Origin of the sequence: Belnapia arida (assembly GCF_016773205.1) — a bacterium.
Classification (GTDB): domain Bacteria; phylum Pseudomonadota; class Alphaproteobacteria; order Acetobacterales; family Acetobacteraceae; genus Belnapia; species Belnapia arida.
In genome coordinates this window covers 20150-46034 of record NZ_JAETWB010000001.1, presented here as the reverse complement: position 1 = coordinate 46034, position 25885 = coordinate 20150, and the positions used below count along the sequence as shown (strand labels likewise).

Below are 25885 nucleotides of genomic sequence, written 5' to 3'. Positions count from 1 at the left end.
GCGCCGTCAGGGCGAGGCCAGGCGCTCCGGGCTAAACTGCGCCTCATGCAGCGAGCGATAGGCGCCGTGGCCGGCGAGCAACTCAGCATGGGTGCCCTGCTCGACGATGCCGGCCTCGGTCACGACCAGGATCCGGTCCGCCCCGCGGATGGTCGCCAGGCGATGGGCGATGACGAAGGTCGTCCGTCCCTGCGCCAGCTCGGCGAGCGAGGCCTGGATGGCGCGTTCCGTCTCGGTGTCGAGGGCGCTCGTCGCCTCGTCGAGAATCAGCACGGGGGGATTCCGCAGGAAGACCCGGGCGATGGCGAGGCGCTGCTTCTGCCCGCCGGAGAGCCGGACGCCGCGCTCTCCGACCGAGGTGTCGAGCCCCTGCGGCAGCTCGGCGACCAGCCCGTCGAGCCTCGCGCGCCGCGCCGCCTCGGCGATCGCGGCATCGGTGGCGCCGAGGCAGCCATAGGCGATGTTCTCCCGGATCGTCCCGGCGAAGAGGAAGACATCCTGCTGCACGATGCCGATCTGGCCGCGCAGGCTTGCGAGCGTGATGTCGCGGGTCTCGATGCCGTCGATGGTGATGCGGCCGCTCCAGGGCTCGTAGAAGCGCGGCAGCAGGGAGCAGAGCGTGGTCTTGCCGGCGCCTGAGGGCCCAACCAGCGCGACGGTGGTGCCGGGCGCGACGTCGAGGTCGATGTTGCGCAGCACCGGCCGGCCCGGCGCATAGCCGAAGGTCACCCCCTCGTAGCGGATGGCGCCGCTGAGGCTGGGGGCCGGGCGGGCGCCGGGGCGGTCGGCGATCTCGGCTGGCTGCGCCATCAGCTCCAGGTAGCTTCGGAAGCCGGCGATGCCCTTTGGATAGGTCTCGATCACGGCGTTGATCTTCTCGAGCGGCCGGTAGAAGACGCCCACCAGCAACAGGAAAGCGACGAAATCCCCGACCGAGAGCGCACCGCGGGTGATCAGCACCGCGCCCGCCAGCATGACGGCAAGCTGCACCAGCCGCATGCCGAGGTAGTTCAAGGTCTGGCTCGCCGCCATGATGCGGTAGGCGTCGAGCTTGGTCTGCCGATAGCGGTCGTTGTCGGCGGCGAAGAGGGCGCGCTCATGCGCCTCATTGGCGAAGGCCTTGACCACGCGGATGCCACCGACGGCCTCCTCGATCCGGGCGTTGAAGGCGCCGACCCGGCCGAATTGCGCCTGCCAGTTCTGCGTCATCCGCCCGCCATAGCGCGCGACGACCACGCCCACCGCCGGCACGATCAGCGCCGTCAACAGGGCGAGCACCGGGTTGACCCAGAGCATCAGGGCGAAGGCGCCGAGGAAGGTCAGCAGCGCGATCAGCAGGTCCTCCGGACCGTGATGCGCGACCTCGCCGATATCCTCGAGATTCTTGGTGAGCTGGCCGACCAGATGGCCGGTCTTGCCCTCGTCGAAGAAGCGGTGGGAAAGGTTCAGCAGGTGGTCGAAGGCGCGGCGGCGCAGCTCCGTCTCGATGGCGATGCCGAGCACATGACCCCAGTAGGTGACGATCGCCATCAGCGCGGCGTTCGCCGCATAGACCGAGAGGAGCGCCAGCACGGCCAGCAGGATCAGCTGCATGTCGCCGACCGGGAGGAGCCGGTCGATGAAGGCGCGCACGGCGATGGGGAAGCCGAGCTCCAGCATGCCCGACAGCGCCGCGCAGCCGAAGTCGAGCGCCACGAGCCGGAGATGCGGCCGGTAGCATGCGAGGAACTGACGCAGCATGGCGGGCCTCAGCCCTGGTTCGGCACCCGCACCAGGGTGAAGAGGCCGAAGGGCGGGCAGGACTCGATCTCGGCGGCCTGGCGGGGGTCGTCTAGCAGGTCGGTCAGGGCGAAGTCGGGGTGCCAGCCGAGCACGCGGGAGAGCGGCGCGAGCGTCCGCTCGGCCCACCAGCGCAGGCCGCCCTCGGCGGCGAAGTGGTTGACGAAGAGCAGCTCGCCACCCGGGCGGACGACGCGGCGCATCTCGCGGAACAGGCGGCGCGCATCCGGCACCACGGTCGCGGTGAACATGGCGACGGCGATGTCGAAGCTGTCATCCTCGAAGGCCATGGACTCGGCGTCCATCTCGAGCAGGCCGGTGACGTTGCCGAGGCGCTCTTTGGCGACACGGTCGCGGGCGCGGCGCAGCATGTCGCTCGACAGGTCGATGCCGACGACCTGCTTGCGCTTCTCGTAGAGCGGCAGGGCGAGGCCGGTGCCGACGCCGACCTCCAGCACCCGGTCGCCCGGCAGGCGATTGGCGGCAGCAACGGCGCGACGGCGGCCGGCGCCGGAGACGCCGCCGAAGACCTCGTCATAAACGCCCGCCCAGCGGCGATAGGCGTCCCGTACCGCGCCGGCGTCCAGCGCCGCCCGCGGATGCGGGTCGCGGTCGATCTGCTTGTGGTGGGGCTGTTCCAGCCTGGCGTGAGAAATGACCCGGCTCTCCTCGGTCGAGGCCCATGCGCTAGACCAAGCGCGACTGGGACGCAAGCGGGGGCCGGGGTCGAAGGTTCCGGATGAAACCTCTGTTGATCGATCAAAGCGGCTTCCGATCCGGCAGGGCAACCAGGATGCCGCCGCCGGCGATGACCAGGCCGCCAAGCAGGGTCCAGCCATCCGGCCAGTCGCCAAAGACGAGGATGCCGGAGAGGCTCGCCCAGAGCAGCTGGGTGTAGGAGAGCGGCGCCAGCAGGCTGACCGGGGCGCGGGCATAGGCCAGCACCAGAAGCCCGTGGCCGAGCGCGCCGAACAGGCCGAGCAGCACCAGCAGCGGCCAGTCGAGGGCGGACGGCCAAGTCCAGAAGAAGGGCTGCACCAGGCTGGTCACCACGCAGCCGGCGAAGCCGGTATGCAGGATGGTGGTGCGCGGGTCGTCGATCGCCGCAAGCTTCCGCGTCAGGATCTGGTAGACGGCGAACATGCAGGCGGTGCCGAGCGGCAGGATGGCGGCCCAGTGCGGCGGCTCGGCACCGGTGAGGAAGGGCGGCCGGAGCGCCACCATCACGCCCGCGAGGCCGATGGCGACGCCGGCCCAGCGGCGGGCGCTGACCCGCTCGCGCAGCCAGGCGGCGGCGAGCGCCACGGTGAGCAGCGGCGAGGCGAAGCCGATCGCCGTCGCATCGGCCAGCGGCAGGTAGGGCAGCGCCGAGGAGAACATGAGGTTGGCGCCGGCCAGCATCAGGCTGCGGGCGGCCTGCATGCCGGGCGCGCGGGAGCGCCAGGGCAGCCGGCCCATGGTCAGGCGGAAGAGCAGGGCGACGGCGATCAGGCTGAACAGGAAGCGGGCCCACATCAGCTGCGGCACGGCGTAGAAGGCCGTCATCACCTTCAACAGCGTGTCCATGCAGACGAAGACGGCGAGGGCCGCGACCTGCAGGAGGAGCCCGGCAAGCCAACCGCTCATCGGTTGGCGGATAGGATGAACATTCCGTCAGGATCGCCCTGGCGCCGTCCGGTGGCAACCCACCGGAGCCTTGCCGCGGCCTCGCCCTGGCAACGCGCAGCGTTGTCGTGGGGGATCTAGGCCGCGTCCTCCCGGCGGTCACGGGCCTTCACATAGGCGACGGCGGCATGTTCCTGGCAATAGGGCTTGCTGGTCAGCGCATCACCCGAGCAGAAGCGGAATTCAGGCGTGCCCGGCTCGCCGAGCGGCCAGCAGCAGGTCCGTGCGGAGACGCGCTGGAAGGGGCGGACGACCGCGGCGGGCTGCGCCAGGGACTGGTCCAGGCGGCGGAGCGGGGCGCCGTCGCGCGCCGGCGGCGTGGCGCGACGGGGCTGAGCGGCGGGACGTTCGCCGCCCTCGGCCTCGCGGCGGATCGGGCTGGGACGCGCGTCGAGGTTGAGGCGGTGGGCCTTGCCAACGACGGCATTCTTGGAGATGCCCATCCTTCGGCCGATCTCGGCGGTGGAGTGGCCCTCCGCCCAGAAGGCCCGGAGTTGGTCGATAGCCTCTGCCGTCCACTCCATGTGGTTCTCCCCTGCCTTGGCCTACCAGATATCGTCGCCTACTAGATACGGTAGGATATCGCGCAAGGGCACCACAAGTTCTGGCAGATCGTCGCGCCTGTGAATCCTGGGGAAAAGCGCTGTTTTGGTCTCAACCAGCGAGCGCATGCCACAGTAGGGGCAGCAGGAGGGCGCTGGCGAGGGCGTTCAACCCCATCGCCAGGCCGCTGAAGGCGCCCGCCGCGGCGCTGACCGAAAGCGCGCGGGCGGTGCCGATGCCATGCGATGCAGTCCCGATGGCGAGTCCCCTCGCGCGCATATCCTCGACTCGCGCCAGATTCAGGACCAAGGGGCCGAGCGCCGCGCCGGTGATGCCGCTGGCGATGACAAGGGCGGCCGTCAGCGAGGGCAGGCCGCCGATCCGCTCGGCGATGCCCATGGCGACCGGCGTGGTGACGGAGCGCGGGGCGAGCGAGGCGACGACCTCCGGCGCAGCACCCAGGGCAAGGGCGATGCCGACACCGACCGCCGCGGCGAAGAGGCCGCCGGTGACGACGGAGACGGCCGCCAGGAGTGCGGAGCGGCGGACGGCCTCCCATTGCCGGTGCAGCGGTACCGCCAGCGCGACGGTGGCCGGACCGAGGAGGAAGTGGACGAACTGCGCGCCCTCGAAATAGCTGCGGTAGTCGATGCCGCTCAGCAGCAGCCCGGCGGCCAGGATCAGTACGGCGAAGAGCACGGGATTGGCCAGCGGGTGCCGCCGGCAGAGACGTTGCAGCCGGAGCGCGCCGAGCCAGGCGAGCAGCGTCGCCGTCAGCGCCGCCAGCGGCTCCCGCGCCAGGTAGACCCAGATCTCGCCGAGTTCGCTCATCGGCCGCGCAGCAGCCTCTGCGCTAGGCGGCCGGTGAAGGCGATGGCGGCCAGCGTCCCGGCCAGGACGCCGAGGGAAAGCGGCGCCCAGTCCCGCGCCAGCACCGGCAGGTAGAGCATCACCCCGACGCCAGCCGGGACGAAGAGCAGGCCGAGATTGCCGAGCAGCGCGTCGGCCGTGGCGTGCAGGGCGGGCGGGGCCTCGCGGCCGCGCAGCAGCAGGCCAGTGAAGAGCAGCGCCATGCCGATCACCGGGCCGGGGACTGGCAAGTGCAGCGCGCGGGCGAGAACCTCGCCGGCGAGTTGGCAGGAGAGCAGCGTGGTGAGGGCGCCGATCATGCGCGGCGCCCTTCCTTCTGCAGCAGGGTCATGGCGGCAGGCCTCCTTCCCGCCGCCATGATCCGCCCTGGCCTATTGAAGGTCCACCGTCACCAGATCCTGGAACCAGGACTGTGCGGAGGTGAACCCGCGCACGCGACGAGACATCGCCCGCGGGTTGAGGTCGTGGACGATATAGAGCCAGGGCGGGTTGTCCACCAGCCGCTCATGCGCCTTCGCATAGGCGGCGTCATAGGCTGCCGGGTCGCGGGCATTCTCCAGGGCGGCGAAGGCCTCCTCGAATTGCGGGTCGTTCCACTGGCCCCAGTTGAAGCCGTTCGGCGGGGCGAAGGCCTGCAGGAAGTAGCGCGCCGCGACCGCCGGGTCGGAGGAGGGCGAGGAGGGGTTGACCGAAGTGGAACCGTTCAGGATGGGCGCGTCGGGCGCCTGGCGGACGGCCGTCAGCAGCGTGTTCCACTCGGTCACCTCGAAGGTGACCTCGACGCCGCAGGCTTCCTTCAAGGCCTGCTGCATGTACTCGTTCATCGGCAGCGGCAGCATCTGGCCGGAGCCGCTGGCCGAGATCATCACCTTGAAGCGCAGCGGGTTCTGCGCGGTGAAGCCAGCCGCCGCCAGCAGCGCCTTGCCCTTCGCAGGGTCGAAGCCGTAGCGGTTCTGCGGCGTGCCGAAATGCGGGTCGGAGGGTTTCAGCCAGCCGACGGAGGGCTCGGCCGTGCCGTTCAGCAGCTCGACCAAGCCGGCGCGGTCGACGCAGTAGTTGAGGCCCTGGCGCACGCGGACGTCGCGGAAGGGCGTGGTGCTGCCGCCCATCTGGTAGAACCAGGGCCAGACATGCGGGTAGCTGTTGGTGACGACCTGGAAGCCGGCCCCTTTCAGGCTCGGGATGGCATCCGGCGGCGGCACCTCGATCCAGTCGACCTGGCCGGAGCGCAGCGCGGCGAGGCGGCTGTTCGCCTCCGGGATGGGCAGCAGCAGCACGCGGTCGAGCTTGGGGATGCGGGCCTGGTCCCAGTACTCGGCATTCTTCGACAGCTCCGCCGAGACGCGGGGAGTGAAGCGGGAGAGGCGGAAGGGCCCGGTGCCGGCGGGCGGCAGCGCCGCGACCTTGGCCCAGTCGCGGCCGCCCTGCTCGAAGCTCTGCGGGCTGATCATCAGGATGTAGACCGCCATGTAGGGGAAGTAGCTGGCGACCCGGGTGGTGGTGATCGAGACGGTGAAGTCGTCGATCTTGCGATAGCTGGCGAGGATGGGGATGCGGGCGCGGGCGATCCCGCTGCCGGCTGCGTCGAATTGGGGGCTGTCGTTCTTCCAGAAGCGGTCGAGCGTCCAGATCACGCTGTCCGCGGTGAAGGCGGTGCCGTCATGGAACCTCACCCCGCGACGGAGGTGGAAGACCCAGGTCTTCGGGTCGGCCGGGTCCTGCTCGTAGCGCTCGGCGAGGCCGGGGCGGAGCGCCGCCGGCCGGTCGGCGCGGGAGAGGCCCCAGAGCACCAGCCCCTCGAAGGCGGGATAGCCGAGGAAGCGGACGCCCTCGAAGCCGTTGTTCGGCGCGCCGGTCGTCGTCGGCACGTCGGCGGCGGTCATGGCGATGCGGAGCACCTTCGGCGCTTGCGCATCGCCGGGCGAGGCGCCGAGCAACGCAGCGAGGGCGAAGGCGCCGATCAATCCCAGTTTCTTCATATGTGGTCCCGTCCCCGGATTGGTCCGCCCCAGTGATGCAAGCGCCATGCAAGGCGTCCGGCCGGGACCGAACCCGAGCCGTCGAACGCCCCTGCCCAAAACAATGGCATCCGGCGCCTCATTGCAGGTCCACGCGCGTCAGGTCCTGATACCAGGACTGGGCCGAGTTGAAGCCGCGCACGCGCCGGGTCATGGCGCGCGGGTTGAGGTCGTGGACGATGTAGAGCCAGGGGGCGCCGTCCACCAACCGCTCATGCGCGCGGCGCAGCGCGGCGCGGATGCGCTCCGGGTCGCGCTCCGTCTCCACCGCGGCGAAGGCGGCGTCGAACTCGGCGTCGCGCCAGTGGCCGGCATTGGAGCCCGCCGGCGTCGCGTTGGAGGAGAGGAACCAGCGCGCCATCTGCGAGGCGTCGGAGGAGACGAGGCTGATGTTCAGCGCATCGGCGCCGAGCCATTGCGGCGCGCCGGGCTCGGCGCGCAGGCCGGCGAGCAGCGTATTCCACTCGACTACCTGGAAGCCGATCTCGACGCCGCAGTTCTCCTTCAGCGACTGCTGCAGGTACTCGTTCATCGGCAGCGGCAGCATCTGGCCGGAGCCGCTGGTGGAGATGCCGATGGTGAGCTTCAGCGGCCGCTGCGGCCCGTAGCCGGCCTCAGCCAGCAGCGCCTTGCCGCGGGCGGCGTCCAGCCGGTAGCGGTTCTGCGGCTGGCCGAAGAGGGGGTCGTTCCCCTTGTAGAAGCCGATGGAGGGTTCCGCCGTGCCGTTCAGCAGGGTCGTCATGCCGTCACGATCGAAGCAGTAGTTGAGCGCCTGGCGGACGCGCACATCGGCGGTCGGGCTGCCCGGCTTGCCGGCCGCGAAGATCCAGGGCCAGACATGCGGGTAGGAGTTGATGATGACCTGGAAGCCGCCCGAGCGCAGCGAGGGGATGGCATCCGGCGGCGGTACCTCGATCCAGTCCACCTGGCCGGACCGCAGCGCGGCGAGGCGGGTATTCGCCTCCGGCATGGGCAGCAGCAGGATGCGGTCGAGCTTCGGCTTGCGCTCAGGGTTCCAGTAGGCGTCGTTGCGCGAGAGCTCGGCCGATTGCCGGGGGACGAAGCGGCTGATGCGGAAGGGGCCGGTGCCGGCGGCGCCGGCTGTCGCCACCTTGGACCAGTCGCGGCCGTTCGCCTCCCAGCTCTGGGGCGAGGTGAAGAGGATCCAGGTGAGGAGATAGGGCAGGTAGGAGACGGGGCGCGAGGTCTCGAGCTCGACCGTGCCGTCGTCGATCTTGCGGTAGCCCGTCATGATGGAGACGCGGCCGCGGGCAAGGGCGGCGCCGGCGGCATCGAATTGCGGGCTGTCGTTGCGGTAGAAGCGGTCGAGGTTCCAGATCACCGCCCCGGCGTTGAAGGCGCTGCCATCATGGAAGCTGACGCCCTGGCGCAGGGTGAAGCGCCATTTGCGCGGATCGGCGGCATCCTGCTCCCAGGCGGTGGCGAGGCCGGGGCGGATATCGGCGGGCTTGTCGGCGCTGGTGAGGTCCCAGTCGACCAGCGGCTCGAAGACCGGGAAGCCAAGGAAGCGCATGCCCTCGGAGCCGTTGTTCGGCATGCCGGATGTGGTCGGCACGTCGGAGGCGGTCATGGCGATGCGCAGCACCTTTTGAGGCACGGCGGGCTGCTGCGCGGCGGCGGGGAGCGGCAGGGCGATGGCGGCGCCCAGGGCGAGGGGGATGGCGAGGCGGGTGGCGAGGCGCAAGGCGGGCTACTCCGATGGATGCCTCCCCTGCCCTAGCAAGGATCGTGCTCAGCGGGCCGCTCCAGCAACTCGACCATCACTCCCTCCGGGCCGCGGATGAAGGCGAGGCGGAATGCGCCGGCCGCGAGCGGCCCGATGGCGATGTCGGCGCCGAGGCTGCGCAGCTGCGCGCAGGCGGCGTCCAGGTCATCGACGCCGAGGCCGATATGCTCGAGCCCGAGATGCGGAAAGCCGGGGGCGGGTTCGGCCGGGAAGTCCGGGTTGGACGGGGCGATCAGCAAGAGCTGGCCGTCGAGGGTCAGCTCGTAGCGGCCGTCGCGGCCCTCGGGGCGGCATTCGGCGCCGAAGAGGTCGACGAAGAAGCGCGCCATCGCCGCCGGGTCGCGGGCGCGGAGATGGATGTGGTCGTAGCGGAAGCGGAGTATGGCCATTGCGGTAGTATAGCGCCCCCTCGCCTTCCCCGCCCGCCGGTGCTACCCCGCGCGCCATGAACCGTCCCTCTGGTCGCGCGCCCGATGCGCTGCGCTCCGTCATCCTCGAGCCCAATGTCGCCCGGCATGCGGAGGGCTCCTGCCGCATCCGCATGGGCAATACCGAGGTGCTCTGCACCGCGAGCGTCGAGAGCCGGGTGCCGCCCTTCCTGCGCGGCACCGGCCAGGGCTGGGTCACGGCCGAGTACGGCATGCTGCCGCGCGCGACGCATACGCGCTCCGACCGCGAGGCGGCGCGGGGCAAGCAGTCCGGCCGGACGCAGGAGATCCAGCGGCTGATCGGCCGCAGCTTGCGGGCCGTGACCGACCTCAAGGCGATGGGCGAGATGTCCATCACCGTCGATTGCGACGTGTTGACGGCCGATGGCGGCACGCGCTGCGCCAGCATCACCGGCGGCTGGGTGGCGCTGCACCTCGCCTTCCGGCACTGCATGAAGATGAATGTCATCGGCACCGTGCCGCTGCGCGACCAGGTGGCGGCGGTGTCCTGCGGCATCTGGCAGGGCACGCCGGTGCTCGACCTCGACTATGACGAGGACAGCAAGGCGCAGACGGATGCCAATTTCGTCCTCACCGGCAAGGGCGGCATGGTCGAGGTGCAGGGCACGGCGGAGGGCGAGCCCTTCTCCGAGGCGGAGCTGCTGGCGCTGCTGAAGCTAGCGCGGCAGGGGACCAATGAACTGTTCAAGCGGCAGCGTGCGGCGGTTGGCATTGGCTAGGGTTCTTCAGCGTGGACGGCTGGTGATCGCCACCCACAACGAGGGGAAGCGGCGCGAGGTCGCCGAACTGCTCGCACCTTTCGGCATGGAGGTCGTGGCGGCCGGGGCGCTCGGCCTGCCGGTGCCGGAGGAGACCGAGGACAGCTTCCTCGGCAACGCACGGATCAAGGCGCTGGCGGCGGCGCGCGCAACGGGGCTGCCGGCGCTGGCCGATGACAGCGGCTTCTCGGTCGCCGCGCTCGGCGGCGATCCGGGGGTGAGGACGGCGGACTGGGCCGAGCTGCCGGGCGGCGGGCGGGACTATGCGATGGCGATGGCGAAGGTCGCCGCACTGGCCGCGCCCTTCCCCGACCGCCATGCCTGGTTCTCCTGCGCCCTCGTCCTGGCCTGGCCGGATGGGCACAGCGAGGGCTTCCTCGGCGAGGTGCATGGCACCTGGGTGCATCCGCCGCGCGGCGAGCGGGGCTTCGGCTACGACCCGATGTTCCTCCCCGAAGGCGGCGCGGAGACCTTCGGCGAGATGGAGCCGGCGGCGAAGCACGCCATCAGCCACCGGGCGCGGGCCTTCGCGCTGTTGCGGGAGGCCTGCCTCACCGCTTAGGCCTCCGGCGATCCGGATGGCTCCATGCTTCAGCGCATCGGCAGGGCGTAGACGAGGCCGCCTTGGGTCCAGAGCCGGTTCGGCCCACGCGGCAGGTCGATATTCGTCTCGGGGCCGAAGGAGCGGTCGTAGAGCTCGCCGTAATTCCCGAGGGCGCGGACCGCGTTGTAGGCCCAGCTGCGGTCGAGCTTCAGCGCCTCGCCCAGCTCGGGCGTGACGCCGAGCAGGCGGCGGGTGTTGGGGTTCGGACTGGTGCGGCGCATCTCCTCGGCATTGGCCTGGGTGACGCCCTGCTCCTCGGCCTCGATCAGCGCCGTGGTGTACCAGCGCACCACGTCGAACCATTGCTGGTCGTCGCGGCGGATATAAGCGCCGTAGGGCTCCTTGCTGAAGCGCTCCGGCAGGATGGTCCAGTCGGCGGGCTTCGCCATGGTGGAGCGGACGCCGGCGAGCTGCGAGGCATCGGTGCCGAAGCTGTCGCAGCGGCCGGCCTGGAGCGCCGCCGTCGCCTGGTCGGTGCGCTCGAAGAGCAGCGGGCGGAAGGGCGTGTTGATGCTGCGGAAGTAGTCGGCCGTGACCTGCTCGTTGGTCGTGCCCTGGACGAGGCAGATGGTCGCGTCGCGCATCTCGGCCACCTTCTGCACCGAGTTGGCGCGGACGATGAAGCCGTGGCCGTCATAGAAATAGGTGACGACATGGCGGAGGCCGAGCGTCACGTCGCGCAGCATGGTCTGGGTGCTGGTGCGGAACAGCACATCGACCTCGCCGGCGCCGAGGGCGGTGAAGCGCGTCGAGGAGGAGAGCGGGACGAAGCGGACCTTGTTGACGTCGTTGAAGATGGCGACGGCGAGGCCGCGGCAGAGGTCTATGTCCATGCCCTGCCAGACACCGCGGCTGTCCGGCAGGCCGAAGCCGGCGACGCCGGTGCCGATGCCGCAGACGAGCTGGCCGCGGGCCTTGATCGCCTCCAGCGTCTGCTGGGCGCGGGCGGTGGCGGGGCCGAGCAGCGCGCAAGCGAATGCGGCCGCGGCGATGATGCCTCGTGTCAGCATGATGTTTGGCCTGCCCTGTTTGATCCTGGGGGCGATGCTCGCGGTTACGCCTTCGTCATGTCAACGCGAAGCAGCGGGCAATTCAGTGCGCCTGGACGGCATCTGCCTCGTTTGCAGGCAGGATGCGCCCATCTTCCATCGCAATGATGCGGTCGGCGATGTCGAGGATGCGCGGGTCGTGCGTCACCATCAGGATCGGCACGCCGCGGCGGCGGGCAAGGTCGCGCAGCAGGCGGACGACATCGCCGCCCGATTGGCGGTCGAGCGCCGCGGTCGGCTCGTCGGCGAGGATGAGGCCGGGCTGGCCGGCGAGCGCGCGGGCGACGGCGACGCGCTGGCGCTGGCCGCCGGAGAGCTGGTCCGGCCGGCTCTCGCATTTGTCGGCGAGGCCGACGGCGGCGAGCATCTCCCCGGCGCGGGCGAGGCGCCCGCGCTCGGTGGTGGCGGGGTCGAGCTCGAGGGCCATCGCCACGTTCTGGCGGGCGGTGAGGAAGCCGAGCAGGTTGTGCTGCTGGAAGATGAAGCCGATGCGGCGCCGGAGCGCGGTGCGCTCGCGCTCCGAGGCGCCGGCGAGTTGCTGGCCGAGCACGGTGGCGCTGCCCTGCTGCAAGGCGCGGAGTGCGCCGATCAGCGTCAGCAGCGTGGTCTTGCCGCTGCCGGAAGGGCCGGTGAGCAGCACGACCTCGCCGGGAGCGACGGTGAGATCGACATCGCGCAGCACCGGGCGGGCAAGGTCGCCGGTGCCGTAGGCGTAGGTGACCCCGCGGAGGGCGACGGGGGACGGCGTCATCAGAACATGTCGGCCGGGTTGGCGTCGCGGAGCTTACGCATCGCCAGCAGCCCGGCCAGTCCGCACATGGTGAAGATCATGGCGAAGACGCTGAGCGCGCGCGAGGCGTCCATCTCGAGCGGCAGGAAGGTCCCCTTCCCCACCACGTCGTAGAGCAGCGTCGAGATGGCGAGACCGGGGAGGAAGCCGAGCACGGCGAGGATCAGCGCGGCCGAGAGCACGGCGCGGCCGAGGAAGAAGTTGGAATAGCCGATGGCCTTCAGCGTGGCGTATTCGCGCAGGTGGCTGGCGATGTCGCTGAACAGGATCTGGTAGACGATCACCATCCCGACGATGAGGCCCATCAGGCTGCCGAAGGCGAAGATGAAGCCGATCGGCGTCGCCGTCTCCCAGTAGTTGCGCTCATGAGCGACGAGCTGGGGCTGGCTCATCACCATGACATCGGCGGGGAGCAGGGCCCGCAGGCGGGCGACGGCGGCCTCGCGGTCGGCGCCGGGGCGGAGCCTGATGGCGACGAGATCGACCTGGCTCGCCTGGCGCTCCTTCACCACGCGGCGGAAATTCACCTCCGACATGACGATGTTGCCGTCGGCGCCGAAGGAGGGGCCGATCTCGACCAGGCCCACGACCTCCATCTGGCGGTTACCGACCTGGACCTTGAAGGGGCCGCGCTCCGCCAGCAGGCGGGGGACGGCGCCGAATTCGGGGCGGGAGCGGCGGTCGAAGGCCATGGCGTCGGGGCGCTTCAGCGTCTCGATCAGCGGGGCGAGGCCGGGGAAGTTCATCACTCCGGATTCGGTGTCGAAGCCAACGAGCTGGACGGGGCGGCGGGTGCCGTCCTCCGGGTTCCGCCAGGTGGCCTGCGCCAGATAGACGGGGACGGCGGCCTGCACTTCGGGCAGCGCCATGGCTTGGCTGGCGCGGATGCGCGGCAGCATCTCCGGCTTGAAGCTCACCGTGGTCAGCGGGTGCATCAGGAAGATGTCGGCGCGCATCGCCGAGAGCAGCGCCGTCGCGCTGTCGAACAGGGCCGAGCGGAAGCCAAGCTGCATGAAGACGAGGACGCAGGCGAAGAGCACACCGGCGATGGCCGAGGCGAGACGGGCTCGCTCGGCGCGGAGCTGGCGCCAGGCGAGGCGCAGCGGCAGCCAGAGCGCGCCGAGGACGGGCGTGGCGCGCGGCGGCGGCGAGGGCGCGGCCGCCGCGGCGTCACCGGTGAGCTCGGGCGCCCAGGGCAGCAGGGTGGCCTCGGCCGCCGGCGCGGTGCGGGGGACGGCGTTCATGGCTGGATTGAGACCTGCACCTGCATGCCGGCGCGGCGCTCGAGCGCGGCACGGCCCTCAGGCGAGAGGGTGAGGCGGACCTCGACCGTGCGGGCATCGACGGCGGCGACCGGGTCCGTGCCGGCCTGGGTGGTGCGGCGGACCAGCCAGCCAATCTCGCGCAGCTCGGCCGGGTAGCGCCGCGGGTCGCCGGGGACGATGACCTCGGCGGGGGCGCCCTGGCGGAGGCGGGGGACATCCGTCTCGTAGACATCGGCGACCACGTCCAGCCGGGTGAGGTCGGCGAGGTCGAGCAGTCCGTCGCTGCCGACCTGGTCGCCGGGGCGGGCATAGATCTTGAGAATGGTGCCGGCGATGGGGGCCGTCACGCGGGAGAGGGTGGCATCCGCCCGGGCCTTGGCGAGGGCGGCCTCGGCGGACAGGACCTCGGTCTCGGCGACGGCGAGATCCTCCGGGCGCGGGACCAGCAGGCGCTGCAGCGTGGCCTCGGCCTCGGCGCGCTCGGCGGCGGTACGGGCGGCGGCGAAGCGGGCCCGCTCGGCCGGCGCCGCGCCGCCGGCGCCGGAGGGGACCAGCGCCTCGGCCCGCTCGGCGTCGCGGCGGGCACTCGATTCGGCGAAGCGGAGCGCGTCGATCCGGGCGCGCTGGGCGGCGACCTCCTCCGGCCTGCCGGCGGCGCGGATGCGGGCCAGCTCGGCGCGGCTTTGGGCGAGCTGCGCCTCGGCTTGGGCGATGGCGGCCTCCTTCTGCGCCAGATCGCCGAATTCGGCGATGAGCTGGCCGGCCTCGACTCGGTCTCCCTCGGTGACCAGCAACCGGTCCAGGCGGGTAACGGCCATGCCGCCCGGCGGGTTGAGGCGGCGGATGCGGCTGGCGGGCTCCACCCGGCCGAGGGCGCCGACGCCGGGCGGCGGCAGGGGCGCGGCCTCGGCGGAGGTGATGGGCGCGGCCTCGCGGGCGGAGAGGCGGACCCAGGCGAGGCCGGCCCCCGTCAGGGCCACCAGCAACAGGCCGAGCAGGGCCGCGCGGCGCTTCACTGCGAGGGCGCCTCGGGCTCCAGCAGGGCCAGGAATTCCGCCTCGTCTAGCACGTCGAAGGCGAGCAGCGCGCTGTCCGGCGGGCCACCGCGCAGGCAGTTACCGATCAGGCCGAAGAGGCCGGGCATGACGGGGTGGTACTGCGTGCCGGCGGCGGCGCCGGCCGCCAGCATGGTGAGGAAGGCGCCGGCGAGCGCGGTGGACAGCCTCATGGCAGGGCCTCCTCGATCAGGCGGGAGAGGGTGGCGTGCATGGCATCCAGCTCCTCGGGCAACGGGGTGTAGGTGCCGAAGATACGCGCGACGAACAGCCCATCCCCTGCGGCCATGACGACGCCGCCGATGCCGGGGGGCAACCCGTCCTCCGCAACCTGCCGACGCATGCCGGCGATGACGGCACGCACCGGGTCGAGCAGGGCCGGGTCGTGATGGAAGGTGGCGAGGAAGACGGCGGCGGCGCGGTCGCAGCGCTCGTTCATCGCCTCCGGCGTCTGACCGAAGCCCCAGGCGAGCATGGCGCGGGCAACGCGGCCGGGACCTTCCGGCTGGGCGGCAACGCCAGCGGCGAAATCCTCCGCCATGAACTCGGCCATGCGGGCGATGAGGCCGGTCAGCAACGCCTCCTTGGAGGCGAAATGGTAGAGCAGCCCGCCTTTCGAGACGCCGGCGAGGCGGGCGGCGGCTTCCAGAGTGAGGCCGGCGACGCCCTTGGCGCGAACCAGTGATTCGGCCGCATCGAGGATGCGGGTGCGGGCATCGACCGGCGTTGGGTGAATCGAACCATCCATCATGGTGACAACACTATACCGGCTGGACGGTTCGTCAAGCAAACCGTCCAGCCGGTATAGTCACACCGCCGTCAGGCCGGCCAGCGGCGGTGCAGCCAGAGCCATTCGGCCGGGCGCTCAGCGATCCAGGCGGAGAGGCGGTCGTTGACCGCCGTGGTCAGCGCTAGGATCTGCGCCTGGCGGTCCTCGCCCGGCGGAACCGGGAGGGGCGGCTCCACCACTAGGCGAAAGCGGCAGGGGCCGAGGCGCTGGACGCGGCCGGGGATGATCGGGCAGCCGAAGCGCAGCGCCAGCTGGGCCGGCGCCGGGGCGGTCATCGCCGGCAGGCCGAGCAGCGGGACGGCGATGCCGTCGTTCAGCTTCTGGTCGGCGAGCATGCCGAGGACGCCGCCTTGCGACAGGTAGCGCAGCGCGGCCCGGGCGCCGGCGGAGCCCTTCGGGAAGAGCGGCAGCGGATCGCCGGCCACGGCCTCGGCGCGGCAGGCGGCGATGAGGGCATCGACCTCGGCGTTGTCGGCTGCACGGTAGACGCTGCCCATGCGGATGCCCATGGTGGCGAGCGCGGGGGGCAGCACCTCCCAGTTGCCGATATGTCCGGAGACGAGGATGGCGGGGCCGCCGCACTCGGCGATGGGCTCGAGGTGCTCCCTCCCCTCCATCTCCCACTCGAGCGCCGGCAGATGGGCCAGCTCGGCGGCAGTGCGGCCCAGATTCTCCCACATGGCGCGCACCACGCGGTCGCGCTCGGCAGCGGCGAGGCCTGGCAGGGCGCGGGTCAGGTTGCGGCGGGCGGTGCGGGTGACGGGCAGCAGCGGGCCGATGCTGCGCGCCAGCCAGCCGCCGAAGTCGGAGGCGCGGCGAGGGCCGAGCCGGCGCGAGAGGCCGAGCAGCAGCCGGGCGGCTGCGGTCTCGAGCCGGTGCTGGAAGCCGCTCATGTCAGGCCGGGATCGGCACCCGCTGGGCGAGTGGGTCGAGCAACGCCTCGATCGCTGCCGTGTCCTCCCATTCCAGGCCGATGTTCACCACCGTCACCCGGCTGCGGAACGCGGCCGGGATGCGGACGAAGTCCTTGCGGGTGGTGACGGGGATGGCGCGCAGCCGGTCGGCCTCGGCCAGGATCTCGCGCATGTCGCCCTCGTCGAAGGGGTAGTGGTCGGCGAAGGGCGCGCGGCCGGCGACGACGGCGCCGACCTCGGCCAGGGTGGCGAAGAACTTCTTCGGGTTGCCAATGCCGCAGAAGGCGTGGACCGGCTGGCCGGCGAGCATCGATGCCTCGGGCGCAGGGCGCTGATAGGCGCGGAGGATGCGGGTGCCGGGAGGCAGCAGGCTCGCCGCATCGGCCTCGTCCTCGCCGATGATGATGGCGGCGCGGCAGCGGGCGGCGGCGGCGGCGACCGGCTCGCGCAGCGGCCCGGCGGGGATGATGCGGTTGTTGCCGAAGCCGAAATTGCCGTCGACGATGAGGAAGGAGAGGTCCTTCTCCAGCGTCGGGTTCTGCAGCCCGTCATCGAGGATGATCGCCTGGGCGCCAGCGGCGATGGCGGCCCGGGCGCCGGCGGCGCGGTCGGCCGAGATCCAGGCCGGGCGCTCGGCGGCGAGCAGCAGGGCCTCATCGCCGACCGCCTGGCTGTCATGGATGGCGGGGTCGACGCGGACGGGGCCACGCAGCTTGCCGCCATAGCCGCGGAGGAGGAAATGCACGGCGATGCCGCGATTGGCCAGGCGCTGGCCGAGATCGAGCGAGACCGTGGTCTTGCCGGCGCCGCCCGCGGTGGCGTTGCCGCAGCAGATCACCGGCACCGGGGCCTGCCAGCCGGGCTTCGCCATGCGCCGCGCCGTCGCCGCGCCATAGAGCGAGGCGATGGGGGAGAGCAGCAGCGGCAACAGGCCGGAGCCGTCGCCGCCCCAGAAATCCGGGGCGCGCATCAGGCGGTGGTCATCGCGTCACTGGGCATCGGGCGTCGATCGGTCCTCATCCCCGGCGGCTGGCAGCAGGTGCAGCAGCGCCTCGGCCACCTGGTCCGGCAGGGTGGCGGCCGGCGCGACGGCGGCGGCGGCGGCCTCTGCCAGATTTCGGCCATGATCCGGGTTGGATAGCACGGCGCGGATGGCCTCTGCCAGCGCCCCCGGCTCGGGCGGGCTGACCAGGCGAGCACCGCCGGCGGCCAGCAACCTCGACGCGATATCGGCGAAATTGCCGGTGTGCGGGCCGAGCAGGATGGGGCAGCCGAGCCGGGCCGGCTCCAGCGGGTTCTGCCCGCCATGCGGCACGAGGGACCCGCCGACCAGGGCGACATGGGCCAGGCGGTAGAAGAGGCCGAGTTCGCCCAGCGTGTCGGCGACGTAGAGAGCCATCCCCGGCCCCGGGAGGGCGCCGGTGCTGCGGCAGATGGTGGGAAGGCTGCCGGCCCCGGCGGCGACGGCGGCGCCGCGCTCGGGGTGACGGGGGACGAGGATGGTCAGCAGGCCGGAGAATTCGGCGGCAAGCTGGTGATGGGCGGCGATCAGCATCGCCTCCTCACCCGGGTGGGTAGCGGCGCCGAGCAGGACCGGACGGGAGCCGATGGCGGCCCGCAGCGCCGCGAGGGCCGCGGGGTCAGCCGGAAGCGGAGGCGCGGCCTCCTTCAGGTTGCCGGGGGCACGGACCTCGCGGGCGCCTAGAGCGGCGAAGCGGGCGGCGTCGGCACCGCTCTGTGCCAGGATCAGGCTGAAGGCGGCCATCAGCTCCCGCCCCAGCTCCGGGGCGAGGCGCCAGCGGGCGGCGGAGCGGGCGGAGAGGCGACCATTGATCAGCACCAGCGGCAGGCGGCGGGCGCGGGCGGCGCGGATCAGGTTCGGCCAGAGCTCCGATTCGACGAGGCCGGCCGCGTCGGGCCGCCAGGCGTCGAGGAAGCGGGCAACCCAGGCAGGGACGTCGAGCGGGACGAAGCGATGGATCACCCGCGGGCGAAGCGCGGCGGGAAGGCGGCGTTCGAGCAGCGCGGCGCTGGTGACGGTGCCGGTGGTCAGCAGCATGGTGAGGCCCGGGGCGCGGGCGGCGAGCGCATCCAGCACGGGCAGCAGCGAGAGCGTCTCGCCGATGCTGGCGGCGTGCAGCCAGAGCAGGGGCCCGGGCGGGCGGGCGGCGGCGAGGCCGCGGCGCTCCGGCAGGCGGGCGGCGATCTCCTTGCCGCGGCGCCGGCGGAGGCGCAGCCAGAACGGCAGCAGCGGGGAGGCGAGCGTCGCGCCGCATCGCCAGGCGAGGCCGGCAAGGCTCATCCGGCGGCGACCCAGGCATCGGCAGCATCGCAGGCCGCGGTGAGCGCGGCCTCGATCGCCGGCAGGGCGGCGAGCGGGGCGGCGCGCTCCACCGGGACGGGCGGGCCCATCACCAGCACGCCGCGGGCGAAGGGTAGCGGCAGCACCATCCGGTCCCAGCTTCGCAGCAGGCGGGCGCGGCTGCTCTGGGCGGCGCAGGGCAGGACGGGAACGCCGGCCAGCGCCGCCAACTGGGCGACGCCGGGGGCGGCGCGGCGGCGCGGGCCGCGGGGGCCGTCCGGGGTGATGACGACCATATCCCCCTGCCCCAGCACCCGCAGCAGCTGGCGCATGCCGGTGGCGCCGCCGCGCGAGGTGGAGGCATGCACCAGTTCCAGCCGGAAGCGCCGCACGATGTCGCCGATGAAGCGGCCGTCGCGGTGGCGGGACACCAGTACATGGGCGCGGACGGTGGCGAGGCGAGGCTCGGCGGCGCGGGCGCGCAGCCAGAGCATCGGCATCATCGGCAGCCGCTCATGCCAGAAGGCGGCGAGAATGGGGCGGCCTTCGGCGCCGAGGGCGGCGGCCAGGTGGGGCTCGCCCAGCAAGGTCCAGCGCGTGGTGCGGAAGACCAGGGCCAGATAGAGGCCGAGCGCCTTGGCGAAGGCCGCCTGGGTCGTGGGATGCCGGATCAGGCGGCGGAACATGGCGGGCGAGGCATGGGGCCCGCCGCCCTAGCACGCCCCATGCGGAGCCGGAATAGGGAGGGCGAGGCGCGCCTTCATGGCTGCGCCATGGGAGACACGGAAACTCCAGGGTCAACGCAAAGCCGCCAGGCGGCTTTGCGGAGAGGTCTAGGCGAAGACGCTCGTCCGGCGCAGCGCCAGGACGGCGGCGGCAAGGCCGCTGGCAAGGGAGACGAGGCCGAGCAGCGGCGCGGCCAGCAACAGGGCCGAGGCGGCTGCGGTGCTCAGGGCGAGGCCGACGGCGGCAAGGCCACCGACGGCGGCAAGGACGGCCAGGAAGCAAAGCGGGATCATAACGGGCCTCCGGCGAATGGGACAGGGTCTGCCATGGTTATGCCATGATTTGGTCCCAGCCGGCCACAATTACGACTGCGCCGCCACTCCTAACCGGAATGGCGGCGCGTTTGTGACGGAATGTTGAAAGTTCTCAGCCGGTCTGCTGGATCGCCGAGAGCATCCAGGGGCCGCCCTGGACCCGCAGGAAGGTCCAGAGTTCGGTCGCCTCGGTGCGGCGGTTGGGGTCACCCTCGACCACCGTGCCGTCGCTGACCCGGCGGGTCACGTCGATCATCGAGAAGCGCATGGCGACCGTGGCGAACTCCCGGCTGCCCTCGCGCCAGGCCTCGGCGAGGTCGCCCTGCTCCAGCTTGATGTCGCGGGTCTCGTTGCGGAGGCCGCGGCGGTCGAGATCGGCCAGGTCGTCGCCGAAGTAGCGCAGCATCTCAGGCGTGGCGACGGCGCGCATCCCGGCCTCGTCGTGGCTGTTCCAGGCCGCGTTGATGCGCTGGAGGGCCGCTTCGAAGGCCTGGAAGTCGGCCGGCGTGACCTGGATGGCGGCGGAAGGCGCGCCGCCGGCGCCACCGACCGGGCGCGGGCCGTCCATCGCCTCGCGGGCCATGCCCTGCGGCATGCCGGCCATGGCCGGCTGCGGCTGGCGGCGGCGGATGAAGCCCATCACCAGCCGGACCAGGAGAAAGATCAGCCCAATCTGCAGCAGCAGGCCGAAGATGGAGCCGATGCCGGTGAAGCCGCTGAACAGGCCATTGCCGAAGAGCAGGCCGCCGAGGCCGACGCCGATCAGGCCGCCCATCATCCCGGCCATGAAGGGCGAGCGGGAGAAGAAGCCGCCGGCCGGGTTGGGTTGGCCGATCGGCGGGCGGGTGGCCTGCTGGCCGGCGGTCGCAGCCGGGCGGCCGGCGTCCATCGAACGCTCCATCGGCCGGGCGGTATTGGGCGCCGTGCTGGTGGCCGGCGGGGCGCTGTAGGTGCGGCTGCCGCGGCTGCCGGTCGAGGTGCCGCCACCCGGCCGAGCATCCGCCAGCGCGGGGGCCAGCGCCAGGACGGCGGCGGCGAGGAAGAGGGCGGGGCGACGCATCAGGACCGAATCTCCATATTTCTGAATTATCGGCAATATAGGGAGCTGCGCCGCCAATTGCATCATCCGCCTGCCATGGTCAGGCCCTCGACGCGCACCGTCGGGCTGTCGGTGCCACGGCGGAATTCGAGGTCGTCCGCCGGCGTCATGTGGAGCAGCATGTCCTTCACGTTGCCGGCGATGGTGACCTCGGAGACCGGCTCGGCCAAGACGCCGTCGCGGATCATGAAGCCGGCGGCGCCGCGGCTGTAGTCGCCGGTGACGCCGTTGACGCCCATGCCGATCAGCTCGGTGACGTAGAGCCCCTCGCGGATATCGGCCATCAGCGCGGTCGGCGTCAGGCTGCCCGGGGCGAGGTAGAGGTTGGTCGGCGCCGGGCCGGGCGGGCCGCCGGTGCCGCGGCTGGCATGGCCGGTGGAGGCCATGCCGAGCTGGCGGGCGCTGCGCCAGTCGAGGATCCAGGTGGTGAGCACCCCGTCCTCGACGATGCTGCGGCGGATGCCCTGCATCCCCTCGCCATCGAAGGGCCGGCTGCGGAAGCCGCGGCGGCGGGTCGGGTCGTCGATCACCGAGAGGCCGGCGGCCATGACGCGCTGGCCGAGCCGGTCGCGCAGGAAGCTCGTCCCTCGCGCCACGGCGGCGCCATTGATGGCACCCGCGAGGTGGCCGAGCAGCGAGGTTGCGACGCGTGGGTCATAGACCACGGGGATGCGGGCAGTCTTCGGCCGGGTCGGGTTGAGGCGGGCGACCGCCTTCTCGCCGGCGCGGCGGCCGATGGCGGCGGCATCCTCCAGGTCGGCGAGGAAGACGGCGCTGCTGTAGTCGTAGTCGCGCTCCATTCCCGTCCCCTGCCCGGCCAGGGCGGTGGCGGAGATGGAGTGGCTGGTGCGGGCATACTCGCCGGCGAAGCCGTTCGAGGCGGCGAGGGCAATCGTGTAGCGGGAGAAGCCGGCCTCGGCGCCCTCGGAATTGGTCACGCCGGCGATGGCGAGCGCCGCATCCTCGGCGGCGGCGCAGCGGGCGATGAGCGCCTCGGCGCTGGGCTCCGACGGGTCCTCCAGCTCGAGGGCGGAGGCGATCAGCCCGTCCGGCGCGTCGGGCAGGCCGGCGAAGGGGTCTTCCGGCACGACGCGGGCCATGGCGACGGCGCGCTCGGCCAGGGCCTGGAAGCCGCGCGGCGAGGGGTCGGTCGAGGAGACGATGGCCTGGCGCTGGCCGAGGAAGACGCGGAGGCCGAGGTCGAAGCCTTCCGCCCTTTCCAGCTGCTCGATCTTGCCGAGGCGGCGCTGGACGGAGAGCGAGGCGGAGGCGACCAGCAGCGCATCCGCGGCATCGGCGCCGGCCCGGCGGGCGGCGGCGACCAGGTCCTGGAGGAGTTCGGCATGGGAGGTCATGGCCGCACCCTAGACCAAGCCGGGCGGGGGCGAAGCAGGCAAATGCCTGGGCCCCGCCCCGCAGGCCTCAGCCGGCAGCGCCCTGGAGCGCGGCCCAGACCCGGGGCGGCGTCAGCGGCATCTGCAGGCGAAGGGCCGCCGCCTCCTGGCCGGCGCGGGCCAGCGCATCGGCGATGGCGCTGACCACGGCCGGCGTCGCGCCGATGGTGCCGAGCTCGCCGACGCCCTTCACCCCAAGCGGGTTGGTGCGGCAGGGGATCGACTGGTCGAGCTGCGTGACGTAGCCATGGGCGAGGTCGGCGCGCGGCATGCCGTAGTCCATGAAGCTGGCCGAGAGCGGCTGGCCGTTCTCCGGGTCGTAGGCGACCAGCTCGGAGAGCGCCTGGCCGATGCCCTGCAGCGCGCCGCCGACGATCTGGCCCTCGACGATCAGCGGGTTGACGACGCGACCGGCGTCATTGGCCGAGACGTAGGAGAGCACTTCGACCTCGCCAGTGTCGGGATCGACCTCCACCTCGCAGATGTGGCAGCCGTTCGGCCAGGTGGGGCCGGAGACGGAGTGGCTGATGTCGACGAGGATGCGGCCCTCCGGCTGCCGCGCGGCGAGGTCGTAGAGGCCGATGCGGCGGTCGGTGCCGGCGACGCTGATGACGGCGTCGCGGTATTCGAGGTCGGCGGCGGCGGCCTCCAGCGCCTCGGCGGCGAGGTCCTTCGCGGTGTCGACCGCGCGGTCGGAGGCGACCTTGATCGCCGAGCCGGCGGTGAAGAGCGAGCGCGAGCCGGCGCTGCCGAAGCCGCTGCCGCGGTCGGAATCGCCGAGCACCACCTTGATCTGCTCGATGGGCACGCCGAAGACGTCGACGGCGAGCTGGGCGTAGCTGGTGGCGATGCCCTGGCCCATGGCCTGGGTCGTGGCGTAGACCTCGATCTCGCCCTCGCCCTTCACCGCGACGGTGACGCGCTCCTCGAAGACGTTGCCGCCGGTCCATTCGAGGAAGGTGGCGATGCCGCGCCCGCGCAGCCTGCCCCGTGTCCCCGAGGCGTCGAAGCGGGCGGGGAAGCTGCCCCAGTCGGCGGCCTTCAGCCCCTCGTCGAGGATCCGGGCGAAGCTGCCGCTGTCATAGGTCTGGCCCATGGCATTGGTGTAGGGCATCTGCTCCGGGCGGATCATGTTGCGGCGGCGCAGCTCCGCCGGGTCCATGCCCATCTTCCGCGCGGCGGCGTCCATCAGCCGTTCGATCAGGTAGATCGCCTCCGGCCGTCCGGCACCGCGATAGGGCGCGGTCGGCGTGGTGTTGGTCAGCAGCGCGGTGAAGCGCAGGTCGATCGTCGTGATGTCGTAGATGCTGGTCGAGACCCAGGGGCCGATCATCAGCTGGATGGCGACGCCCGAGGCGCGCTGGTAGGCGCCCATATCAGCGAGCGTCTTCACGCGGAGGGCGAGGACCTTACCCTCGGCATCGAGGGCGAGCTCGGCGCGGCTCTCGGTGTCGCGGCCATGGGTCGCGGAGAGGAAGTCCTCGAGCCGCGTCGCCGCCCACTTCACCGGGCGGCCGAGCTTGCGGGCGGCGAAGGCGACGACGCCGTCCTCCGGGTAGAGGCCGGTCTTCATGCCGAAGCCGCCGCCGACATCGCCGACCAGGACGCGCACCTGCGCGGGGTCGATGCCGAGGATCTCCTTTGCCAGCGTGTCGCGCGCGCCGGAGGGCATCTGGCTGCTGAGGCGGAGGGTGATGCGGCCGCTCGCCGCGTCGAACTCGGCGAGCGCCATGCGCGGCTCCATCGAGGCCGGGGCGAGGCGCTGGTTGACGATATCGAGCGAGACGCTGTGCGCGGCGCGGGCGAAGGCCGCTTCGGCGGCCGCCGTGTCGCCGTAATGGGTCTCGGCGACGACGTTGCCGGTGGCGGCCGGCCAGACCAGCGGGGCGCCCGGGGCGCTGGCGCGGGCGAGGCCGATGACGGCGGGCAGCTCCTCGTACCCGACCTCGACGGCCTCGGCGGCGTCGCGAGCCTGGCCGGGGCTCTCGGCGATGATGGCGGCGACCGCCTCGCCGGCGAAGCGGACCATGTCGGTCGCCAGGATCGTCCGCGGCGGGGCGGCGAGCGGCGAGCCGTCCGGCCGCTTGAAGGGCAGCGCGACGCCGAGCGGCTTCACCCCGGCCTCCGTCAGCTCGGCGCCGGTGATGACGGCGAGGACCCCCGGCATCGCCAGCGCCGCCGCCGTGTCGATGCCGGTGACGCGGGCATGGGCATGGGGCGAGCGGAGGAAGACGCAATGCGCCTGGCCGGGCAGCGAGAAGTCGTCGGTGAAGCGGCCGGTGCCGGAGAGCAGCGCCTCATCCTCGATGCGCCGCACCTTCTGGCCGCTGCCGAAGCGGCCGAACCCGGCCTCCATGCCATCCGCCACCATACCCGCGCTCCTCGACCCGTATCGTCGGGGCCGAGCCTAGCAGCGGCCGGGCGGGGGGCGACAGCCCCGGCGGGGCGATGTAGCCTCGGCCTGCACTCATCAGCGGAAGGACGGGATGCCTCGATCAGCCATCGTGCTCGGCGCCGGGATGGTCGGCGTCTCGGTCGCGCTGCACCTCCGGCGGCGCGGCTACGACGTGGCGCTGGTCGACCGGCGGGAGCCCGGCGAGGGCGCCTCCTTCGGCAATGGCGGGCTGATCCAGCGCGAGGCGGTCTTCCCGCATCCCTTCCCGCGCGGGGTGGGCGAGATCGGGCGGGTGGCTCGGAACCGCTCGATCGACGTGCGCTACCACCCGCTCGCCATGCCCGGCGTCATGGCGCCGCTGCTGCGCTACTGGTGGCATTCCGAGCCGGCGCGCTACGCGGCGGCCGTCGAGGGCCATGCGGCGCTGATCCGCACCTGCCTCGACGAGCACCTGGCCCTGGCGCGCGGCACCGAGGCGATGGCGCTGCTGCGGCCGATCGGCTGGATGCGGCTCTACAGTTCGACCCCGATGCTGGAGGCGGCGCTGGCCCAGGCGGAGCAGGCGCGGCGCGAGTATGACGTCAATTTCGTTGCCCTCGACGGCGCGGCGCTGGCCGAGGCGGAGCCGCACCTGCTGGCGGCGCGGGCGGGGGCGATCCATTGGACGGACCCGCTCTCGGTCAGCGACCCGCATGCGCTGACCTTGGCCTATGCCGGCTTCTTCCGCGCCGAGGGCGGCGCCTTCCGGATCGGCGATGCGGCGACGCTGCGGCGCGCGGGCTCGGGCTGGACGGTGCGGACCGCGGAGGGCGAGGTGGAGGCGGCCGAGGTCGTCATCGCCCTCGGCGCCGCGGCGGGCGAGGTGACGCGGCCGCTCGGCTATGCGCCGCCGCTCTTCGGCAAGCGCGGCTACCACATGCATTACGGCCTCCGCGGCAACGCGGTGCTGCACCGGCCGATCCTCGACACCGAGAGCGGCTTCCTGCTGGCGCCGATGCGGGCCGGCATAAGGCTGACGACGGGGGCGGAATTCGCCCGGCCCGGTGCGCCGCCGACCCCGGTGCAGCTCGAGCAGGCGGAGCCGGTGGCGCGCGGGCTGCTGCCGCTCGGCGAGCGGGTGGAGGGCATGCCTTGGATGGGCGTCCGCCCCTGCACGCCGGACATGCTGCCGGTCATCGGCCGGCTGCCCGGGCAGGTGGGGGCGTGGTGCGCCTTCGGCCATGCGCATCAGGGGCTGACGCTCGGGCCGACGACGGGGCGGATGCTGGCCGAGATGATGACGGGCGAGCAGCCTTTCGTCAGCCCGGAGGCCTACCGGGCGGAGCGGTTCCTGCGGCGCGGGATGGCGGCCTGACGCAA

26 protein-coding genes are annotated in these 25885 nt (G+C 72.3%); 3 read left to right on the top strand and 23 right to left on the bottom strand.

Annotation, left to right across the window (positions count from 1 at the left end; translation table 11 throughout):
• Window positions 1–6 precede the first annotated feature (6 nt).
• From JMJ56_RS00250 to JMJ56_RS00210, 9 genes are all read right to left on the bottom strand, one after another.
• On the bottom strand, window positions 7–1740 hold the full coding sequence (locus JMJ56_RS00250; RefSeq protein WP_202829613.1) for an ABC transporter ATP-binding protein: 1734 nt from the start codon (window positions 1738–1740) through the stop codon (window positions 7–9).
• 8 nt (window positions 1741–1748) lie between these two features.
• Window positions 1749–2435 (bottom strand): class I SAM-dependent methyltransferase, encoded by a 687-nt coding sequence (locus JMJ56_RS00245; protein WP_407927886.1) that lies wholly within the window; start codon window positions 2433–2435, stop codon window positions 1749–1751.
• A 103-nt stretch (window positions 2436–2538) separates the two neighbouring features.
• The gene (locus JMJ56_RS00240; RefSeq protein ID WP_202829611.1) at window positions 2539–3405 is read right to left on the bottom strand and encodes a DMT family transporter; all 867 of its coding nucleotides are present in this window, start codon (window positions 3403–3405) and stop codon (window positions 2539–2541) included.
• 116 nt (window positions 3406–3521) lie between these two features.
• Entirely contained in the window at window positions 3522–3968 is a 447-nt protein-coding gene (locus JMJ56_RS00235) for a GcrA family cell cycle regulator (RefSeq protein ID WP_202829610.1), read from the bottom strand.
• 130 nt (window positions 3969–4098) lie between these two features.
• Complete coding sequence (locus JMJ56_RS00230) at window positions 4099–4818, bottom strand: LrgB family protein (protein ID WP_202829609.1); 720 nt, start codon at window positions 4816–4818, stop codon at window positions 4099–4101.
• A complete protein-coding gene (locus JMJ56_RS00225) occupies window positions 4815–5156 on the bottom strand; it encodes a CidA/LrgA family protein (RefSeq protein WP_202829608.1) in 342 nt (113 codons plus the stop codon). Before JMJ56_RS00225 ends, JMJ56_RS00230 begins: the two co-directional genes overlap by 4 nt.
• A gap of 72 nt (window positions 5157–5228) precedes the next feature.
• Entirely contained in the window at window positions 5229–6836 is a 1608-nt protein-coding gene (locus tag JMJ56_RS00220) for an ABC transporter substrate-binding protein (RefSeq protein ID WP_202829607.1), read from the bottom strand.
• A gap of 118 nt (window positions 6837–6954) precedes the next feature.
• A complete protein-coding gene (locus JMJ56_RS00215; protein ID WP_202829606.1) occupies window positions 6955–8580 on the bottom strand; it encodes an ABC transporter substrate-binding protein in 1626 nt (541 codons plus the stop codon).
• Between the two features lie 32 nt (window positions 8581–8612).
• Complete coding sequence (locus JMJ56_RS00210; RefSeq protein ID WP_202829605.1) at window positions 8613–9011, bottom strand: VOC family protein; 399 nt, start codon at window positions 9009–9011, stop codon at window positions 8613–8615.
• A gap of 56 nt (window positions 9012–9067) precedes the next feature.
• Here JMJ56_RS00210 and rph point away from each other — a divergent pair, with 56 nt between their 5' ends.
• Window positions 9068–9790 (top strand): ribonuclease PH, encoded by a 723-nt coding sequence (rph, locus tag JMJ56_RS00205; RefSeq protein WP_202829604.1) that lies wholly within the window; start codon window positions 9068–9070, stop codon window positions 9788–9790.
• Window positions 9747–10391, top strand: coding sequence for a non-canonical purine NTP pyrophosphatase (locus JMJ56_RS00200; RefSeq protein ID WP_456318774.1), 645 nt, complete (start codon window positions 9747–9749; stop codon window positions 10389–10391). The genes rph and JMJ56_RS00200 overlap by 44 nt, the downstream gene beginning before the upstream one ends.
• Before the next feature lie 29 nt (window positions 10392–10420).
• Here the strand turns inward: JMJ56_RS00200 and JMJ56_RS00195 are convergent, their stop codons facing one another.
• The 14 genes from JMJ56_RS00195 to JMJ56_RS00130 all read right to left on the bottom strand — a co-directional run bounded on the left by JMJ56_RS00195 (window position 10421) and on the right by JMJ56_RS00130 (window position 24502).
• Entirely contained in the window at window positions 10421–11443 is a 1023-nt protein-coding gene (locus JMJ56_RS00195) for an amino acid ABC transporter substrate-binding protein (RefSeq protein WP_202829603.1), read from the bottom strand.
• Between the two features lie 82 nt (window positions 11444–11525).
• Entirely contained in the window at window positions 11526–12233 is a 708-nt protein-coding gene (locus tag JMJ56_RS00190; protein WP_202829602.1) for an ATP-binding cassette domain-containing protein, read from the bottom strand.
• Window positions 12233–13516: an ABC transporter permease DevC gene (gene devC, locus JMJ56_RS00185; RefSeq protein ID WP_202829601.1), complete on the bottom strand. Its 1284-nt coding sequence runs from the start codon at window positions 13514–13516 to the stop codon at window positions 12233–12235. The genes JMJ56_RS00190 and devC overlap by 1 nt, the downstream gene beginning before the upstream one ends.
• Entirely contained in the window at window positions 13513–14553 is a 1041-nt protein-coding gene (locus JMJ56_RS00180; RefSeq protein WP_202829600.1) for an HlyD family efflux transporter periplasmic adaptor subunit, read from the bottom strand. Before JMJ56_RS00180 ends, devC begins: the two co-directional genes overlap by 4 nt.
• A complete protein-coding gene (locus JMJ56_RS00175) occupies window positions 14550–14765 on the bottom strand; it encodes a hypothetical protein (protein ID WP_202829599.1) in 216 nt (71 codons plus the stop codon). Before JMJ56_RS00175 ends, JMJ56_RS00180 begins: the two co-directional genes overlap by 4 nt.
• Window positions 14762–15343 carry a TetR/AcrR family transcriptional regulator gene (locus JMJ56_RS00170; RefSeq protein ID WP_202829598.1) on the bottom strand — a complete coding sequence of 194 codons (582 nt, stop codon included), beginning with the start codon at window positions 15341–15343 and terminating at the stop codon, window positions 14762–14764. Before JMJ56_RS00170 ends, JMJ56_RS00175 begins: the two co-directional genes overlap by 4 nt.
• Window positions 15344–15411: 68 nt before the next feature.
• Window positions 15412–16275 (bottom strand): lysophospholipid acyltransferase family protein, encoded by an 864-nt coding sequence (locus tag JMJ56_RS00165; RefSeq protein WP_202829597.1) that lies wholly within the window; start codon window positions 16273–16275, stop codon window positions 15412–15414.
• A 1-nt stretch (window position 16276) separates the two neighbouring features.
• On the bottom strand, window positions 16277–17266 hold the full coding sequence (gene lpxK, locus JMJ56_RS00160; protein ID WP_202829596.1) for a tetraacyldisaccharide 4'-kinase: 990 nt from the start codon (window positions 17264–17266) through the stop codon (window positions 16277–16279).
• Window positions 17267–17284: 18 nt separating this feature from the next.
• Window positions 17285–18598: a 3-deoxy-D-manno-octulosonic acid transferase gene (locus JMJ56_RS00155; protein ID WP_202829595.1), complete on the bottom strand. Its 1314-nt coding sequence runs from the start codon at window positions 18596–18598 to the stop codon at window positions 17285–17287.
• Entirely contained in the window at window positions 18595–19284 is a 690-nt protein-coding gene (locus JMJ56_RS00150) for a lysophospholipid acyltransferase family protein (protein WP_202829594.1), read from the bottom strand. Before JMJ56_RS00150 ends, JMJ56_RS00155 begins: the two co-directional genes overlap by 4 nt.
• Window positions 19285–19431: 147 nt before the next feature.
• Window positions 19432–19617 carry a hypothetical protein gene (locus JMJ56_RS00145; RefSeq protein ID WP_202829593.1) on the bottom strand — a complete coding sequence of 62 codons (186 nt, stop codon included), beginning with the start codon at window positions 19615–19617 and terminating at the stop codon, window positions 19432–19434.
• A gap of 133 nt (window positions 19618–19750) precedes the next feature.
• Window positions 19751–20698 carry a TIM44-like domain-containing protein gene (locus tag JMJ56_RS00140; RefSeq protein WP_202829592.1) on the bottom strand — a complete coding sequence of 316 codons (948 nt, stop codon included), beginning with the start codon at window positions 20696–20698 and terminating at the stop codon, window positions 19751–19753.
• A gap of 62 nt (window positions 20699–20760) precedes the next feature.
• Window positions 20761–22092: a TldD/PmbA family protein gene (locus JMJ56_RS00135; RefSeq protein ID WP_202829591.1), complete on the bottom strand. Its 1332-nt coding sequence runs from the start codon at window positions 22090–22092 to the stop codon at window positions 20761–20763.
• Window positions 22093–22159: 67 nt separating this feature from the next.
• A complete protein-coding gene (locus JMJ56_RS00130) occupies window positions 22160–24502 on the bottom strand; it encodes a xanthine dehydrogenase family protein molybdopterin-binding subunit (protein WP_202829590.1) in 2343 nt (780 codons plus the stop codon).
• 115 nt (window positions 24503–24617) lie between these two features.
• Here JMJ56_RS00130 and JMJ56_RS00125 point away from each other — a divergent pair, with 115 nt between their 5' ends.
• Window positions 24618–25880, top strand: coding sequence for an NAD(P)/FAD-dependent oxidoreductase (locus JMJ56_RS00125; RefSeq protein WP_202829589.1), 1263 nt, complete (start codon window positions 24618–24620; stop codon window positions 25878–25880).
• The last annotated feature ends 5 nt before the right edge of the window (window positions 25881–25885 follow it).